This is a genomic window from Kitasatospora sp. NBC_00374, from assembly GCF_041434935.1.
Taxonomy (GTDB): Bacteria; Actinomycetota; Actinomycetes; order Streptomycetales; family Streptomycetaceae; genus Kitasatospora.
Genome location: NZ_CP107964.1, coordinates 2,572,649 through 2,589,341, shown reverse-complemented (window position 1 = coordinate 2,589,341; position 16,693 = coordinate 2,572,649). Strand labels below are relative to the sequence as shown.

Below are 16,693 nucleotides of genomic sequence, written 5' to 3'. Positions count from 1 at the left end.
TGCGTACATGGCGTGGACACCCGCTCGCTAGGCTGGCCCGGTGGTCGAACTGAAGCGAACCGGACGGGTGGTCGTGGTCGGGGCCGGCATGGCGGGCGCGCAGGCCGCGCTGGGTCTGCGCCGCGGGGGCTGGGAGGGCCGGATCTCGCTGCTCGGCGACGAGCCGCACCGCCCGTACGACCGGCCGCCGCTGTCCAAGAACGTGCTGCTCGGAAAGGCCGACGCCACCACCTTCGAGATCGACTGGGAGCACCTCGGCGTCGAGCTGCTGACCGGTCGCCGGGCGCTCGCCCTGGCACCCGGGGTGCTGCACACCGACGGCGGTGAGCTGCCGTACGAGGGCCTGGTGATCGCCACCGGTGCCGAACCCCGCCCGCTGCCCGGGGCTCCCGGCGCGCGCCTGCTGCGTACCGTGGACGACGCCCTGGCGCTGCGCGAACGGCTCCGCCCCGGCGTGCGGCTGGTGCTGGCCGGGGCCGGCTGGATCGGCGCGGAGACCGCGACGGTGGCCCGGCAGCTGGGCTGCGAGGTGACCGTGGTCGAGGCCGGGCCGGCGCCGCTCACCGGTGCGCTGCCCGAACCGCTCGGCGCGGTGATGGCCGGCTGGTACGCGGCAGCCGGGGTCGGGCTGCGCTGCGGGGCCGGGGTGCTGGCCGCCGAGCCCGGTGCCGTGGTGCTCACCGACGGCACCCGGCTGCCCGCCGACGAGGTGCTGGTCGGGATCGGCGCCCGGCCCGCCACCGGATGGCTGTCCGGCTCCGGCGTGGAGCTGGACGCGGCCGGGGCGATCCTGGTGGACGAGCGGCTGCGCACCGGCGCCCCGGGTGTGTGGGCGGCCGGTGACTGCGTCTCCTACCCCTCGGCCCGCTCCGGCGTCCGGCTGGCCGTCCAGCACTGGGACCACGCACTGCAGTCCGGCACGGCGGCGGCGGCCTCGATGCTCGGCGCGGACGCCCCGTACGACCCGGTGCCGTACTTCTGGTCCGAGCAGTTCGGACGGATGGTGCAGTACGCGGGCCGGCACGCCGAGGCGGACGAGCTGATCCACCGGGGCTCGCCCGAGGAGCCGTCCTGGACGGTGCTGTGGTTGCGGCAGGGCGCCCTGGTCGCGGCCCTGTCGGTGGACCGGCCGCGCGACCTCAACCAGGCGCGGCGGCTGATCGACCGGGGTGCGGTGCTCGACCGGGCGCTCGCCGCCGATCCGGCCGTCCAGCTCAAGGCGGCGGCGGCCTGACCGGGCGGTAGGTGCGCGGGGGTCGCCGGAGGTGGCAGTCTGGGGGCGTGAGCAAGATTGATCCCAAGATTGAAGCCCTTGTCCCCGCGTGGCTCTACCTGCCCGACATCTCGGAGCTGTGGGGGGTGCAGATCACCGAGGTCCGGGACCAGGTGAGGAACCGGACCCTGCTGGCCGTCCGCCGCGGCGAGAACAACTCGCTGCAGGTGCCCGCCGACTTCATCGAGCCCACCGGACCGGTCAAGCACCTGGTGGGCACCCTCACGGTGCTGCGCGACTGCGGGCTCAACGACGAGGAGATCCTCGAGTGGATGTTCACCGAGGACCCGTCGCTTCCCGGCAGCCCGATCCAGGCGCTGCGGGAGAACCGGGGCACCGAGGTGAAGCGCCGCGCCCAGGCCATGCTGCTGTGACGGCGGACGCCCGCGCCGCGCTGGCGGACGCCCGCCTCTACCTGTGCACCGACGCCCGCCGGGAGCAGGGCGACCTGCCCGAGTTCCTGGACGCGGTGCTGGCCGGTGGCGTGGACATCGTCCAGCTGCGGGACAAGGGGCTGGAGGCGAAGCAGGAGCTGGAGTACCTGGAGGTCTTCGCGGACGCCGCCCGGCGGCACGGCAGGCTCTTCTCCGTCAACGACCGGGCCGACGTGGCCCATGCCGCGGGTCCCCAGGTGCTGCACCTGGGTCAGGACGACCTGCCCGTCCCGGCCGCCCGGGCGATCCTCGGCCAGGACGTGCTGATCGGCCGCTCCTGCCACGCCGAGTCGGAGGTGGACACCGCGCTGGTCGAGCCGGGCGTGGACTACTTCTGCACCGGGCCGGTCTGGCCCACCCCGACCAAGCCCGGCCGGCACGCGCCCGGCCTCGGCCTGGTCTCGTACGCGGCCGGGCAGCCGACGGACCGACCGTGGTTCGCGATCGGCGGCATCGACCTGGGCAACCTGGACCAGGTCCTGGCGGCGGGCGCCCGCCGGGTGGTCGTGGTCCGGGCCATCACGGCGGCCGACGACCCGGGTGCGGCGGCGGCCGAGCTGGCCCGCAGGCTCCGCGAGGTCTGACCGCTGCTGCCCGCGCCCGGGTGCCCCGCCCGGGGCGCCCGGGCGCTTCAGTAGGTGCGGACGGTGGCGGCCTCGGCCAGGGCCCGCAGGACCTCGCGGGCCGGGCCGCCGCGGAGCGGGGCGGCCTCCAGCGCGGCCAGCGAGTCCCGCATCAGCGCGTCGATCCGCTTCTCCACCAGGTCGGCGGCGCCGCTCCGCTCGACCAGTGCGCGCAGGGCCGGGATCTCGTCGGCGGTCAGGTCGGGTGCGCCGAGCCGCTCGTCCAGGTGCCGGGCGTCGGCGGGCGACAGGCCGCGCATGGCGTGCGCCACCAGCAGGGTCCGCTTGCCCTCGCGCAGATCGTCGCCGGCCGGCTTGCCGGTGACCGACGGATCGCCGAACACACCGAGCAGGTCGTCCCGCAGCTGGAAGGCCTCGCCCAGCGGGAGGCCGAAGGCCGCGTAGGCCGAGACCAGGTCGGGTCCGGCCCCGGCCAGCACGGCCCCCACCTGGAGCGGGCGCTCGATGGTGTACTTCGCGGACTTGTAGTGCAGGACGGTCCGGGCGCGCTCCAGCGCCTGCGGGTCGGCGGAGTCCCCGGCGACCGGCTCCAGCACGTCCAGGTACTGGCCGAGCATGACCTCGGTGCGCATCAGGTCGAAGGACGGCTTGGCCGCCCGGACGGCCGCGGGGTCGAGACCGCAGTCGTTGAACAGCTCGTCGCACCAGATCAGCAGCAGGTCGCCGAGCAGGACGGCGGCGGAGGCCCCGTACTGCTCGCGGTCGCCGCGCCAGCCGCTGCTGCGGTGCAGCGCCTCGAAACGGCGGTGGACGGAGGGCAGTCCGCGGCGGGTGTCGCTGCGGTCCATCAGGTCGTCGTGCACCAGGGCACTCGCCTGGAGCAGTTCGAGTGCGGCCGCCGCCCGGGTGATCCCCGTCTCGTCGGCGCCGCCGCCTGCCCCGCGCCAGCCCCAGTAGCAGAACGCGGGGCGCAGCCGCTTGCCGCCGTCGAGCAGGAAGTCGCGCAGGGCGTCGGAGACCGGCCCGAGCTGGGGGGAGATGCCGGCGAGCAGGGCCGTGCGGCCGTCCATGAACTCGGCGAGGGCCGCGTTGACGCGTTCGCGCACGGCTTCCGCGTCGATGGGGTGGGTGGGCAGACCGGTGGGCGAACGCACGGGAGACTCCGGATCGATTGGCTGACAATCAGACTATCGGGGTGTTCGGGAGGCTTCTCACCGCCACGGATCGGACGTCTCGGCAGGTGTCTCAGTTGGTGGACCACGTTTGGTCGCGCTCTCCGCATCCCGGCTAACCTGCGAGCATGGCACTCGGGATTCCCTCCACCAGAACCGACCGTGCGCAGACCGTGCGCGATCTGCTGGCGGCAGGTGACCGCTCGTTCTCCTTCGAGTTCATGCCGCCGCGCAGCGAGGCTGCCGAGCGCCGCCTCTGGGACGCGATCCGCCGGGTCGAGTCGCTGGACCCCAACTTCGTCTGCATGACCTACGGCGCCGGCGGCTCCTCGCGCGGCCGCACGGTCAACCTGGTCGGCCGGATCGCCACCGAGACGACCCTGACCCCGGTCGCCCACCTCACCGCCGTCGACCACTCGATCGCCGAGCTGCGCAACATCATCGGCCAGTACGCCGACCAGGGCGTGCGCAACGTCCTCGCGGTGCGCGGCGACCCGCCCGGCGACCCGATGGGCGAGTGGGTCCGCCACCCGGACGGCGTCACCTACGCCTACGAGCTGGTCGAGCTGATCCGGAGCATCGGCGACTTCTGCGTCGGCGTGGCCGCCTTCCCGCAGATGCACCCGCGGTCCGCCGACTGGGACGCGGACATCAAGCACTTCGTCGCCAAGTGCCGGGCCGGCGCCGACTACGCGATCACCCAGATGTTCTTCGAGGTCGACGACTACCTGTGGCTGCGCGACCGGGTCGCCGCGGCCGGCTGCGCGACGCCGATCATCCCGGAGATCATGCCGGTCACCAACATCAAGCAGCTGGAGCGTTTCCCGCAGCTGTCCGGCTCGGCCTTCCCGGTCGAGCTGGAGCGCCGCTTCCGTGCCGCGGCCGAGGACCCGGAGGCCGTGCGGGCGATCGGCATCGAGCACGCCACCGCGATGTCCGAGCGGCTGCTCGCCGAGGGCGCGCCCGGGCTGCACTTCATCACCCTGAACCACTCCACGTCGACCCTGGAGATCTACCAGAACCTCGGTCTGCACCAGCGCTGACCGACGGCCGGCGGCCACCCCGCCCCGGCGGCCCCGCCCGGGCCCGGCGCAGGTCCGTCCGGGATGTGGGTCCCGGCGCCGGGAACCGGTACAGTCGCCCGCAACCGCGCGGTACGCGACTGGAGGTAGCGGGGATGGGCATCGGGTACCTGCTGCTGTACGTCGCGTTGACGGTGGTGGCGCTCTGGCTGGTGGCCGAGCTGCTGCTGCAGAACCGTGCCCCGCTGCACTGGCGGGCGCTCGCGCTGGTCGGCTTCCTGTGCGTGGTCGCGGGGATGCGGCTCCAGTCGGTGCTGGTCATAGGAGCCGGCGCGGCCACCTTCGCCGTCGGCCAGACCTTCGTCACGCTGGCCGTCAAGCGCGGCCGGCCGGCCGGCTGGTCGCTGCGGCGCCCGGACGGCTCGCTGCCCGGTCCGCTGGCCAGGGTCCCCCTGCTCGCCGCCGCCACCGGCGGTGCGGCCGCGGTGGCCGCGGCCGAGACGGTGGCAGCGGTCGGCGAGGTCGGCCCGGTCGAGGTCGAGGAGACCACGGCACCCTTCGCCTACGAGCAGTTCCAGGAGCTCGGCCCGGACGAGGGCGTCTACACCGAGGAGCCGGTGGCGTACCAGCAGGCCCAGCCCGAGCAGCAGTACTACCAGGACGGGTACCAGCAGACCGGCTACGGCGACCAGCAGTGGCAGCAGCAGCCCGCCTTCGCGTACGACCAGTCCTACGGTCAGTCCTACGACCAGTCGTACGCCCAGCAGCCGTACCAGCAGCAGTACCAGGACCCGTACGCCCAGCCCCAGTACCAGGACCCGTACGCGGCGCAGCAGCAGCCCGCCCAGTCCTGGGAGTACCAGCAGCAGCCGTATCCGGGCATCCCCCCGCAGCCGGCCGCCGAGTACCAGCCGCAGCCCTGGGACTACCAGCAGCAGGGCTGAGCGTGCACGAGCTGCGGGCGAGGGGGCCGGCCGGCTTCCGGTAGTCCCGCCGGGAGAGCCCCGGCGGCGCTGCCGAGGAGGCCCATTGGCCCGCACCGCCCATCACATCGCCACCGACCTCGCCGACGCGTTCCACCGGCGGGGCGCACCGCTGCGCCTGGTCACCCTGACGGACCTGCGCTACGGCTCCGCGCTGCTCCGGGCGGCGCGGCAGGAGGGCCGCCGCCCCCGGCCGCAGGCCGTCCGCCGCTCGGTGCGGGTCCACCACTGGGCCCGGTTCGACGTCCGGGACCGTTCCGTCGGCGCGGACGCCGCGTTCGACGAGCGGCGGGCCCGGCAGCGGCTGCGGCGCGGACTCGCACGGCTGACCGCCCACCGGGACCCGGAGGCCGACATCACCCCGGCCCGCCACCGGCACAACGCCCGGTGGCTGTTCTGAGCGGCCGTCACGCCGGGCCGATCAGACCCGCCGTGATCGCGGCGGACATGCCCACCCTGGCCAGCCCGCCGCCCGGGTGGGCGGCCGCGCCGATCCGGTAGAGGCCCGGCACGGCGGATCGGTTCGGCGCGCTGAGGTAGGCGCCCCCCGCCCCGGCCAGGGCCGGGGCCGGCAGGGCGCCCCAGGTGCGCGGCTCGCGCCACAGCACCCGGTCGCGGACGTCGATCCCGGCGCCCGCGAGGTGGTCCAGCAGCCGGTCGGTGTAGGAGTCGAGCTCCGTCGCGTCCACCCGCTCGGGGACGGTGACGGTCAGGGTGACCGCCTCGTGGTCGGCGTCGGGCGCCAGCGCCGGGTCGCCGGGCCGCAGCACCTGCACGGTGGGCCGCTCGGGCAGCGCGCCGTCCGCGAACAGCTCGTCCCACTCGGCCCCCTGGTCGGCGGCGTGCACCACCGTCCGGTGCGGGGTCCCGGCGGGCCGGGCGCCGCGCAGGGCGAGGAACACCGACAGCCGGCCGGCCCGTGCACCGGTGCGCTCGGCGGTTCCGGCCGGCTCGGCGGTCAGCACCGCGTCCGCGTCGATCCGGTCGCCGCCGGCCAGCACCCCGCCGACCCGCCCGTGCTCGGTCAGGACCTCGCTGACCCGGGTGTCGAAGCGGAACTCCACCCGGCGCTGCTCGCACCGCCGGTACACCGCGTCGGCCAGCGCCCGGATGCCGCCGCCGACGTACCAGACGCCGAAGGACTGCTCCATGTACGGCAGGACGGTGGCCCCGGCCGGGACCTCGCGCGGGTCCAGGCCGAAGCGCAGCGCGTACTCGTACAGCAGCTCGCCCAGACCGGGCCGGCCGCGCAGTTCGGTCGTGGCCACGTCCGCCAGCGTCCAGCCGGAGCGGCGGCGCAGCCGGGCCAGGCCGCGCCGGGCCGGGGCCGGGTACGGATCGGTGTGCAGCGGGGTCGGGTCGGCCGGGAGCGGTTCCTCCAGCAGGGGGCGGCGGGTGGCCTCCCAGACGGCGCGGCCGCGGTTCATCACCTCGCCCCAGGCGTTGCCGGAGCCGGCGCCGAAGGCCGCGTCGAGCGCCTTGCCGACCCCGCCCCGGGAGGCGTTGGGCAGCAGCAGGTCGGTGCCGTCGGAGAAGACGTGCCGGCTCTCCGGGTCGACCGGCGTGAGCTCGACGAGCTGCTCCAGCGGCTCCCTGCCGGTCTTCAGCGCCAGGTCCCGGTAGACGGCCGGCAGGGTGAGCAGGGTCGGCCCGGTGTCGAAGGCGAAGCCCCCGCGCTCGTACCGGCCGACCAGCCCCCCGTACGTGCCGGTGGCCTCGCAGACCGTCACCCGGTGCCCGACGGTGGCCAGCCTGGCGGCGGCCGCGAGCCCGCTCATTCCCGCGCCGATGATCACGATCCGTGCCATGGCAGAAGATCCTAGGGCGTGCCCGCGGGCTCAGTACGCGGGTGCGGCCGCCGTCCGGGCGGCCCGGCGCTCGCGGCGGCGCTGCAGGAACCGGCGGATCCGGGAGACCGCGAACAGGACCAGCAGCACGCCGAGGGCCAGCAGCACGGCCGCCACCGAGGCCGCGGCCCACGGGTGGAAGATCGCCAGCGTGACGATGCCCGCCACCGAGAGGTCCTCCAGCAGGCTCACGATGATGTTGGAGGCCGGCTCGGGCGAGGTGTTGACCGCCATCCGCAGTGATGCCTTGATCAGGTGGCTGACCAGCGCGGTCGTACCACCCACGGCCCCGGCGGCGACCTCGCCGAGCGAGCCCGGGTCGTGCGAGGCCATCAGCGCCGCCACGGTGGCGCCCGCGGCCGGGCGGATCACGGTGTGGATGCCGTCCCAGACGGTGTCCACGTACGGGATCTTGTCGGCGACGGCCTCGCAGAGGAAGAGCACGCAGGCCGCGACCAGCACGTCGGTGCGCTCCAGCACCGGCGGCACGCTGTCCGCGCCGCCGAACCTGCCGAACAGGCCCAGCAGCAGCACCACGGCATAGGCGTTGATCCCGCTCGCCCAGCCACTGGTGAAGATCAACGGGATGATGCTCAACTCTGCGCTCCCCTTCGCCCTGGTCCGCCCGTCCGCCGGCCGGCCGGGCCACACCGTACCGGCACAAGGCCCGGCGCTGTCAGGACGCGGCTCGGGACGGGACGGTTGCACCGCCGACGGGGCCCGGCCGGACTGAGTACGGATACTCAGCCTCGCACTTGAGTACCCGAGCGGATGGCCTCCCACCTGCGCGGACGGCAGACTCTGCGGAGCGGGTGGACGAGCCGTCGAGGCCGTCGCGACCCGCAGCGCCCGATCCGGACCGTCGACCGTGGGGGACCGGCGGCCCGGGATCGGGGCGCACACGGCCGGTGCCCGGCCGGTCGGCAACAGGGGAGCCGACCGGCCCGGCACGGCCTTCGCCGAGGGGCCGGGGCCCGCCGCGGCGCGCGGTCGCCGGCCCGACTGTCAGTGGTGCGGTTCACGATGGAAGGGCACGGGTCGACCGGCCCGGGCGCTCGCCTCGGACCGGGGGAGACCATGACCATCAGCCGTCCTGAGCCCGTCACCCGCCGCCCTGCCGCCGACCAGTTGCCCGCCGTCCCCCTCTCTGCCGTCCCACGGCCCGCAGCCCCCGCCGTGCCGGGGTCGGGCGCGGAGCCGGCCGCCACCGCCCCGGTGCCCGGTGCCCGGGGCCGCGACGTCCACCCGGTGCCGCGCCGGGCCACCGCCCCGCCGGCCGCACTCGACCTGCTGCGGCACGCCCACCGCACCCTCGACCAGGCCCGTGCCCTCCAGGACCCGCTGGAGCGCTACGCCACCGCGCACCTCGCCGCGCTGCGCACCACGGCCGCGGTGCTGGCCGTGCGCGGCCGCCCCGAGCGGCACCCGCGCCGCCGCCAGGCCATCCGCAGCGCCTGGGAACTGCTGCCCGAGGTCGCCCCCGAGCTGACCGAGTGGGCGGTGTACTTCGCGGCCGGTGCCCGCCGCCGGGCCGCCGCCGAGGCCGGGATCACCGGAGCGGCCGGTGCCCGGGACGCGGACGACCTGATCCGCAACACCGCCCTCTACCTCCGGATCGTCCAGCGCCTGCTCGGGCTGTCACCGGCCCCGCCCGCCCAGCCCTTACCGATCGAGGAGGCCGGCTGAGCCCCGGCGCCGCAGGACGGCTCCGGGGCGGGGTGCGCGGCAGGGCCTAAAGTGGAGCCGTTCGGCCCACCACTGTCCAAGGAGCCCACCCGTGTACCCGACGCGTCCCCGCAGTGCCCTGCGTACCGCTGTGGTCTGGGAGGTGGTGCGGGCGGCCCTGGAGCGGCGGGCCGCCGAGTTGGACCAGCCGGTGCTGGACGTCCTCGACACGGGCGGCGGCACGGGCAACTTCGCCGTGCCGGTGGCCCGGCTCGGCCACCGGGTGACCGTGGTCGACCCGAGCCCGGACGCGCTGTTCGCCCTGGAGCGCCGGGCCGCCGAGGCCGACGTCACCGAGCTGGTCCGGGCCGTCCAGGGCGACACCCAGACCCTCCCCGAGCTGGTCGACCCCGGCAGCGTGGACGCGGTGCTCTGCCACGGTGTCCTGGAGATGGTGGACGACCCGGCGGAGGCCCTCGGCAGCCTGGCCGGGACCCTGCGCAAGGGTGGCCTGGTCAGCCTGCTGGCCGCCAACCGGAACGGCGCGGTGCTGGCCCGCGCGCTGGCCGGCCACTTCGGCGAGGCCCGTACCGTGCTGGACGCCCCGGACGGCCGGTGGGGCGCGGGCGACCCGATGCCCCGCCGTTTCACCGGTGACGAGCTCGCCGCGCTGGCCACGGCCGCCGGGCTGCGGGTCGCGTCGGTGCACGGGGTCCGGGTCTTCGCCGACCTCGTTCCGGGGGTCCTGGTCGACACCGAGCCGGGCGCCATGGAGGCGCTGCTGAAGCTGGAGCAGGCCGCCGCCGAGGAGCCCGCGTTCCACGCCGTGGCGACCCAGCTGCATCTGCTCGCCGAGCTCGCCTGAGTCCCGTTCCCCTACCCGTCGACCGGGCGTCAGCCCGGCGTCAGCTCCGCGTCAGCGGGCCGTCGCGGCCCGTCGACCGTAGGGCGACCGCGGGGCGGCCGCAGGTCAGCGAGGTGATTCCGAGGACTCGGGCACTTGTCCCCGCCCTGCTGCGTTGGGCAGCGTGCGGGCACACTGCCGAAGTGTCCCGAGCCACGCTGGATTGACCACGCCGAAGCAGGCCGCTGGACCGTATGATCTGGGTAAAGCCGGAAAGCATGACACCCAGACCCTTGGGGCATATGGACCACACAGGGCCGAGCCAGGGGTGGCGGACCGGTCGCCCCGCGACCGACGAGTAGGAGGACTCCGTGCCGCTCTCGGAGCACGAGCAGCGACTGCTCGAGCAGATGGAGCGAGCGCTGTACGCCGAAGATCCCAAGTTCGCGTCAGCGCTTGAGGGAACCGGGCTGCGCACCTACACCCGTCGGAGGGTCTATCTGGCCGCCGCAGGGTTCGTGGCGGGCATCGCTCTGCTGATGGGCGGCATGGTCGCTCAGCTCATCTGGGTGAGTGTGGTCGGGTTTCTGGTGATGCTGGGTTGTGCAGTCCTCGCCGTCACCGCCTGGAGGCGGGGCCCGGTCGGGCCGGGTTCGGGCCCGAGGACAGCCTCGGCGCCGCGCCGCAAGGCCGGTGTGATGGATCGTATGGAGCAGCGCTGGCAGCGCCGCCGGGAGGAGCACGACGGCCTCTAGACCAGGGCCGTGGTGCGGTGAGTCCGGGTGGGTCGCCGGCTGGATCGGAGCACGAAACCGCGAGGGCGGGCAGTCGGTCGACTGCCCGCCCTCGCGGTTTCCACCGGCTCGGTCAGCCGCGCCGGAACGGCTTGGTGACGGCGGACCGGACCGTGCCGACGACCCGGGCGGTCCGCTCCCGCGCCGCCTGACGCAGGGCCATGACCCGGTCGGCGGCCCGCCACCAGACCCGTGCCAGCGAGGCCGGCAGCAGGACGGCGCGGATCCGGCCCAGCCGGCCGGTCCGGGCCAGCAGGCCCTCCCGGGCGGCCCGTACGTCGGGGCCGAGCGGCGCCATCGGGCCCAGCGCGCGGGCGTACATCACCTGCTCGGTGGCGAGCGCCACCCGGCCGGCCGCCGCGGTCGCCTCGGCGTCCAGGTCGGCGCTCTCGGCCAGCCGCTGCACGGTACGCCGCGGGGTGCGGGCGTCGTCCGGCGGGATGCCGAGGTCCCAGGCCGAGTCGATCAGCTCCTGCCAGGCGGCGAGCACCTGGTCGTCGGTCATCTCGACCCGGTCCCCCCCGCCGCGGTACCGGCCGGCGCCCAGCCGGCGGCGGCGGATCCTGGTCCGCCACAGCATCGGGGTGGTGAGCAGGGCCAGCAGCAGCACGACCACGCCGGCCGAGGCCAGGACGGGAGTACTGCGCCACCAGGCGTCCTGCCCGTTGCCGAGGGCGGCGTCCTGGGGACCGCCGCCGCACTCGCCGATCCGGCGCAGCTTCGGGTCGCAGGACTCGCCCGACGACGGTGACGGGTCGGTGCTCGCCCCGGTCGGGGTGGCGGTGGGCTGCTGGGTCGGTGCGGTCGGCTCGGGGGCGTTCTTGTCCCGGGTGTAGGCGGGCGCCGAGCCGCGGGACGGGGTGGGTTCGAACCTGGTCCAGCCGGAGCCGGGGAAGTACAGCTCGGGCCAGGCGTGGTAGTCCAGGCTGCGGACCAGCCGGTTGTTGCCACCCATCGCCTGGCCGGGGGTGAAGCCGATGGCCACCCGGGCGGGGATGTTCAGCGAACGGGCCATCGCGGCCATGGTGGCCGCGAAGTGGACGCAGAAGCCCTCCTTGTCGGCCAGGAACTTCTTGATCGCGTCGGGACCGGTGCCCGGATCGATCTTGGTGTTGTACTTGAACGGCGGGCTGGTGAACCAGGTCTGCAGGGCGAGCGCCCGGTCGTAGGCGTTCGTCTTGCCGGCTGTGACCTCCAACGCCGTCGCCTTGACCTCCTGCGGCAGCGTGTCCGGGAGCGTCAGGTACTTCGCGGTGATGTCCTTCGGGGCCTGCCCGGCCGCCCGCAGCTGGTCGGCGGTGGGCTGCACGTCCAGGCTGGTGACCTCGTACGACAGGCCGTTGGTCTTCTGGCCGTTGTCGCCCGTCACCATCCGGGTGACCGGATCGAACCGCCAGCGGCCCCTCACCTCGACCGTGGTGGCCGGGTAGGGCAGCGGCAGCCACTCGCTGCTGAGGCTGTCGGTGACCTTGACACTGGTGTGCACGGCGGGCGGGGTGGCGCCGGCGGCGAGGCCGTCCGGCTGGGGGAGGACGGCCGGGAGCGCGGTCGGCTCCTGGTCGCCGAACTTCCACTCCACGCCGTCGAACTCGTCCAGCGCGGCGACCCGCAGGTACATCTCGTCCGCGCGGGGCCCGTCGGAGGTGTAGTTCAGCAGGATCGTGTTGTCGGTGTTCCGGAGCGCGGAGGTCAGCGCGACCACGGGACTGAGCGCCTTGAGGCCGCCGCCCGCGCCACCGCCGCCGCCCGCGCCGCCGTTGCCGAACCCGCCGATCAGGCCGAGGCCCATGTGCGGGACGAAGACCGGCAGCAGCAGGGCGACGGCCAGTGCGACCACACCCGCCTGCCGGCTGCCGTGGGCCGTGGTGGCCGAGCCGGAGCGGCCGGTGCCGTGGAAGACCCGGCCCCAGCGGGAGATCCGGTCCTGGCCCTCGGTGTGCAGCAGCGCCAGGTAGCCGCCGCCGGCCAGCAGGAACCACAGCCAGGCGGTGCCGCTGTCACCGGACAGACCGGTGCCGACCGAGTACAGCGCGAGCAGCGGCAGGCCGGCCGCCGCGGCCCGGCGGTAGGTCACCGCGAGCGCGTCGACCAGCACCGCGATCAGCGCGACCGAGCCGACCACGACGAGCCGCAGGCCCGCCGTCGCGGGCGCCGGGATGGAGTACTGCTGGATGTCGGAGCCGCCCTGCGCCAGCAGACTGCCGAGCGCGTCCAGGGCGCGGGGCCCGGGCAACAGGCCGGCGGCCATCGAGGACTGCACGAAGCCGAGCATGACCAGGTACACCACACCCAGCAGCTGCAGCGGGACGATCAGTATCCGCGGTGTCGGCAGCCGCCGCAGGCCCGCGCCGATCGCCGCGGCCGCCGCGATCAGCAGAACGGAGTGCGCCGCCCAGCCGTTGGGGTGGAGCAGGGGGAGCAGGCTGCACATCACGAGCGTGCTCGCCAGCGCGGCGAACACGGTCAGTTTGGCCCGGGTGGTCACGTGCCCACCTCGTCTCGGTAGGGGGAGGCGCCGCCGGTACGGCCGGAGCCCTCGGTACGGTCGGCCATCCGCCACAGCTGGGGGACGGAGTCGCCGGCGCGCACCGGCAGGACCGTCCAGCCGGCCAGGCGCAGCCGCTTGGTCTGCTCCTCCAGGACGGCGTCGGGGGTGTCCGGCATCAGCATCCGCAGACCGGACCAGGTCGCGGTGTCGATCAGGAAGACCACCGCGCCGGCGGTCCGGCGGCGCAGCCGGCTCAACCGGGTGACCTGTTCGTCGTCCAGTGAGCCGACGATCGCGACCAGCAGGCCCTCGCCGCCCAGCCGCAGTGCCTCCTCGGCGCGGGAGAGCCCGCCGCCGTCGGAGTACTCGACCACGGCGAGCGCGTCCAGCAGCAGGCCGGTGGCCTCGCCGAGGGTGCTGACCCCGATGCCGGGCTCGGGCACCGTGGAACCGGTGTCGGTGAGCAGTCGGGTCTGGTAGCCGCGCTCGGCCAGGTGGACCCCGACCGAGGCGGCGCAGCTGACGGCCCACTCGAAGGAGGACGCGGGCCCGCTGCCCCGGTGGCCGATCTCCCGGGTGTCGAGCAGCACGGTGGCCCTGGCCTTGAGCGGCTGCTCCTCGCGTCGGACCATCAGCTCGCCGTAGCGGGCGGTGGACTTCCAGTGCACCCGGCGCAGGTCGTCGCCGTGCCGGTACTCGCGGGGGATCACGTCGTCGTCGCCGGCCAGCGCCAGCACGTGCGCGCTGCTCTCGCCCTGGCCGGACCACTCGCCGGGCAGCCGGACCGGCGGCAGGCTCTGCACCTGCGGCACCACGGTCAGCACGTCGGAGGCGGCGAAGGCCCTGGTCAGCTCGCACATGCCGAACGGATCGGACAGCCGCAGCTGGAGCGGCCCGAGCGGGTAGCGCCCGCGCAGGTCGGAGCGGACCCGGTAGGAGACCTCCCGGAAGCCGCGCGGTTCCACCCGGTCCAGCACGAAGCGCGGGCGCGGCCCGAGCACGTACGGGACCTTGTCCTCCAGCAGCAGCAGGCCGGTGGGCACCCGGGAGACGTTGTCCAGCCGCAGGTGCACCCGGGCCTCCTGGCCGGCCGCGGCCCGGTGCGGGCTGAGCCGGCGGCCGCTGGCCACCCGGTAGCGGGTGCGCAGCAGGAGGACCGCGGAGGCCAGCGGCAGCGCGGCGAGCAGGACGCCGATCTGGAACAGCGCGTCCTGGCCGAAGACCAGCGCGCACACCGCGGCGGTGGCCCCGGCGGCCAGGAAGGACCGGCCCCGGGTCGTCAGGCCGCGCAGGCCTGCCCGGAGTCCTGAGGGGTTGTCCGGACCGGCCACGTCAGCGGCCCTGCGGACGCGGGATCGGGAGCCGCGCCACCAGGTCGAGCACCACCTGCTCGGCGGTGCGCCGGCTCAGCTGGGTCTCGGCGGTGGGCAGCAGGCGGTGCGCGAGCACGGGGACGGCCAGCGCCTGGATGTCGTCCGGGAGCACGTAGTCCCGGCCGTCCAGGGCGGCGGCCGCGCGGGCGGCCCGCACCAGGTGCAGGGTGGCCCGGGGGGAGGCGCCCAGGCGCAGCTCGGGGGAGGTACGGGTGGCGCCGACCAGGTCGACGGCGTAGCGGCGGACCGGGTCGGAGACGTACACCGTACGGACCAGCTCGACCAGCTTGAGGATGTCGTGGGCGTGCGCGACGGGCTGCAGGTCGTCCAGCGGGTTGGCGCCGCCGTGCAGGTCGAGCATGGCGAACTCGGCGTCCGGGCTCGGGTAGCCGATCGAGATCCGGGCCATGAAGCGGTCGCGCTGGGCCTCGGGGAGGGGGTAGGTGCCCTCCATCTCGACCGGGTTCTGGGTGGCGATCACCATGAACGGCGAGGGCAGCTCGTAGCTGGTGCCGTCGATGGTGACCTGGCGCTCCTCCATCGACTCCAGCAGCGCGGACTGGGTCTTCGGCGAGGCGCGGTTGATCTCGTCGCCGACCACGATCTGGGCGAAGATCGCACCGGGGCGGAACTCGAAGTCGCGCTGGTGCTGGTCGAAGACGTTGGTGCCGGTCACGTCGGACGGCAGCAGGTCGGGGGTGAACTGGATGCGCCGCACGGTGCAGTCCACCGACCGGGCCAGCGCCTTGGCCAGCATGGTCTTGCCGACGCCGGGCACGTCCTCCAGCAGCAGGTGGCCCTCGGCCAGCAGGACGGTCAGCGCGACCCGGACGGCCTCCGGCTTGCCCTCGATCACGCTCTCCACGGAGCCGCGGATCCGCTCGGCCACCGCGGCCAGCTCCGCAAGGCCCGCCGGTGCGCGGTGCCCTTCGGGGCTCGCCGAATGCGATGTCCCCGTTGCGCTCTGCCCGTTGTAGGTCGTCACCCGTTGCTCCCAATGGCCATTCATACGCCGGGGCCTCGTCACGGCCCGGCCCACCCCGATGACACGCTCCGGACATCGGGCGGTTCCGGTGGGGACCGTCCGGCTGTCGGGCTCGTGGCCGGACCGCCCCAGGTGGTTCGGGGTCCGGTCCGCAGGCGCATTCTCCCCTGCCGACCCGGCGGAAGTCACCCTCCCCCCTTGCCCCCGGCCGCCCGGCCGGGGCGGGTGGGTCGACACGCGTGCACTGTCCCGGTTCGTCCCCGGAATGATCAGCGACCCGGACGTCATCGGCCGGGTCGCGGGGTTTTTGGGAGGGCGGGGGGACGGGTCGTCAGCTCTCGACCTCGCGGAGCAGGCCGGTGTGGACGTCGAAGACGAAGCCGCGCACGTCGTCGGTGTGCAGCAGGAAGGGCGAGGTCCGCACGCGCTGCATCGACTGCCGGACGTCGCCGTCCAGGTCGACGAAGGACTCCACCGCCCACTGCGGGCGCTGGCCGACCTCCAGTTCCAGCTCCCGGCGGAAGTCCTCGGTCAGGCCGAGCAGACCGCAGCCGGTGTGGTGGATCAGCGCGACGGAGCTGGTGCCCAGGGCGCGCTGGCTGATCGTGAGCGACCGGATGGTGTCGTCGGTGACGACTCCGCCGGCGTTGCGGATGATGTGGGCGTCACCCAGCTCCAGGCCGAGCGCGGCGAACAGGTCGAGTCGGGCGTCCATGCAGGCGACCACGGCGACCTGCTGCACCGGTCGGGCGTCCATCCCGCCGTCGCGGAAGTCGACGGCGTAGGCCCGGTTGGCCTCGACGAAGCGGTCGATGATGGGCACCGTGGGAGTGGCAGCGGCGGTCGGCGTGGGCCGGTCGGGGGTCACTGTCATGGGGATGACGGTAATAGGATTTCTCCTTTTGCGGCACTGGTGATCAGTCCTTGAACCGCCGCTGTGACCGAGCCCACGCGGAGCGCGACGCGCCGATGGGGTGATATCCGCCGGATTGCGGCGGTCTGTCCCGGCGTGGGCCGGGGCCGTGCGCCCACTGCCCGAACCGCCCGTCCGCCCGCCGCGACCTGCGGGAATCCATACCTCCGGCCGGGTGGCACGCCGCCCGGGACCGTTGACTGCGCCCGGGCCCGCGATAGGCTGGCCGCGCAGTGGAGCACAGTGCGTACAGATCGTCAACTGTGCCCCGTCAGCCGGTCGCTGCGGCCCGTACGCCACCTGCGGCCTCCACCCG

The 16,693-nt window shown here is 74.6% G+C and carries 16 protein-coding genes; 9 read left to right on the top strand and 7 right to left on the bottom strand.

The window, feature by feature from the left end; translation table 11 throughout:
- Positions 1-88: 88 nt before the first annotated feature.
- From OG871_RS11565 to thiE, 3 genes are read left to right on the top strand one after another with little or no spacing between them, the layout of a single operon-like run.
- The gene (locus OG871_RS11565; RefSeq protein WP_371503277.1) at positions 89-1,234 is read left to right on the top strand and encodes an NAD(P)/FAD-dependent oxidoreductase; all 1,146 of its coding nucleotides are present in this window, start codon (positions 89-91) and stop codon (positions 1,232-1,234) included.
- A 47-nt stretch (positions 1,235-1,281) separates the two neighbouring features.
- Positions 1,282-1,647 (top strand): Rv2175c family DNA-binding protein, encoded by a 366-nt coding sequence (locus OG871_RS11560; RefSeq protein ID WP_033824699.1) that lies wholly within the window; start codon positions 1,282-1,284, stop codon positions 1,645-1,647.
- Positions 1,644-2,291, top strand: a complete 648-nt coding sequence (gene thiE, locus OG871_RS11555; RefSeq protein WP_371496576.1) for a thiamine phosphate synthase — start codon at positions 1,644-1,646, stop codon at positions 2,289-2,291. The genes OG871_RS11560 and thiE overlap by 4 nt, the downstream gene beginning before the upstream one ends.
- 47 nt (positions 2,292-2,338) lie before the next feature.
- Here the strand turns inward: thiE and OG871_RS11550 are convergent, their stop codons facing one another.
- Positions 2,339-3,445, bottom strand: a complete 1,107-nt coding sequence (locus OG871_RS11550) for a polyprenyl synthetase family protein (RefSeq protein WP_371496574.1) — start codon at positions 3,443-3,445, stop codon at positions 2,339-2,341.
- A gap of 146 nt (positions 3,446-3,591) precedes the next feature.
- On the opposite strand from OG871_RS11550, the gene metF reads away from it, so the two are divergent.
- The 3 genes from metF to OG871_RS11535 all read left to right on the top strand — a co-directional run bounded on the left by metF (position 3,592) and on the right by OG871_RS11535 (position 5,868).
- Positions 3,592-4,506 (top strand): methylenetetrahydrofolate reductase [NAD(P)H], encoded by a 915-nt coding sequence (metF, locus tag OG871_RS11545; protein ID WP_371496572.1) that lies wholly within the window; start codon positions 3,592-3,594, stop codon positions 4,504-4,506.
- Between the two features lie 134 nt (positions 4,507-4,640).
- Complete coding sequence (locus tag OG871_RS11540) at positions 4,641-5,429, top strand: hypothetical protein (RefSeq protein ID WP_371496570.1); 789 nt, start codon at positions 4,641-4,643, stop codon at positions 5,427-5,429.
- A gap of 85 nt (positions 5,430-5,514) precedes the next feature.
- Positions 5,515-5,868 carry a hypothetical protein gene (locus OG871_RS11535; protein WP_371496568.1) on the top strand — a complete coding sequence of 118 codons (354 nt, stop codon included), beginning with the start codon at positions 5,515-5,517 and terminating at the stop codon, positions 5,866-5,868.
- A 7-nt stretch (positions 5,869-5,875) separates the two neighbouring features.
- Here the strand turns inward: OG871_RS11535 and OG871_RS11530 are convergent, their stop codons facing one another.
- Both OG871_RS11530 and OG871_RS11525 read right to left on the bottom strand, forming a co-directional pair.
- Positions 5,876-7,276, bottom strand: coding sequence for a phytoene desaturase family protein (locus OG871_RS11530; protein WP_371496565.1), 1,401 nt, complete (start codon positions 7,274-7,276; stop codon positions 5,876-5,878).
- Positions 7,277-7,306: 30 nt separating this feature from the next.
- Positions 7,307-7,912, bottom strand: coding sequence for a DUF4126 domain-containing protein (locus OG871_RS11525; protein ID WP_371496563.1), 606 nt, complete (start codon positions 7,910-7,912; stop codon positions 7,307-7,309).
- 480 nt (positions 7,913-8,392) lie between these two features.
- On the opposite strand from OG871_RS11525, the gene OG871_RS11520 reads away from it, so the two are divergent.
- The 3 genes from OG871_RS11520 to OG871_RS11510 all read left to right on the top strand — a co-directional run bounded on the left by OG871_RS11520 (position 8,393) and on the right by OG871_RS11510 (position 10,579).
- Positions 8,393-9,001, top strand: a complete 609-nt coding sequence (locus OG871_RS11520) for an SAV_6107 family HEPN domain-containing protein (protein ID WP_371496561.1) — start codon at positions 8,393-8,395, stop codon at positions 8,999-9,001.
- A 91-nt stretch (positions 9,002-9,092) separates the two neighbouring features.
- Positions 9,093-9,845, top strand: coding sequence for a methyltransferase domain-containing protein (locus OG871_RS11515; protein WP_371496559.1), 753 nt, complete (start codon positions 9,093-9,095; stop codon positions 9,843-9,845).
- Between the two features lie 350 nt (positions 9,846-10,195).
- Complete coding sequence (locus OG871_RS11510; protein WP_371496557.1) at positions 10,196-10,579, top strand: DUF3040 domain-containing protein; 384 nt, start codon at positions 10,196-10,198, stop codon at positions 10,577-10,579.
- A gap of 112 nt (positions 10,580-10,691) precedes the next feature.
- Here OG871_RS11510 and OG871_RS11505 read toward each other — a convergent pair whose 3' ends face one another.
- From OG871_RS11505 to OG871_RS11490, 4 genes are all read right to left on the bottom strand, one after another.
- Positions 10,692-13,103, bottom strand: coding sequence for a transglutaminaseTgpA domain-containing protein (locus OG871_RS11505; RefSeq protein ID WP_371496555.1), 2,412 nt, complete (start codon positions 13,101-13,103; stop codon positions 10,692-10,694).
- On the bottom strand, positions 13,100-14,437 hold the full coding sequence (locus OG871_RS11500; protein WP_371496553.1) for a DUF58 domain-containing protein: 1,338 nt from the start codon (positions 14,435-14,437) through the stop codon (positions 13,100-13,102). Before OG871_RS11500 ends, OG871_RS11505 begins: the two co-directional genes overlap by 4 nt.
- Position 14,438: 1 nt before the next feature.
- On the bottom strand, positions 14,439-15,464 hold the full coding sequence (locus OG871_RS11495) for an AAA family ATPase (protein WP_371496551.1): 1,026 nt from the start codon (positions 15,462-15,464) through the stop codon (positions 14,439-14,441).
- Positions 15,465-15,795: 331 nt separating this feature from the next.
- Positions 15,796-16,338 carry a beta-class carbonic anhydrase gene (locus OG871_RS11490; protein WP_371496549.1) on the bottom strand — a complete coding sequence of 181 codons (543 nt, stop codon included), beginning with the start codon at positions 16,336-16,338 and terminating at the stop codon, positions 15,796-15,798.
- Positions 16,339-16,693: the final 355 nt, after the last annotated feature.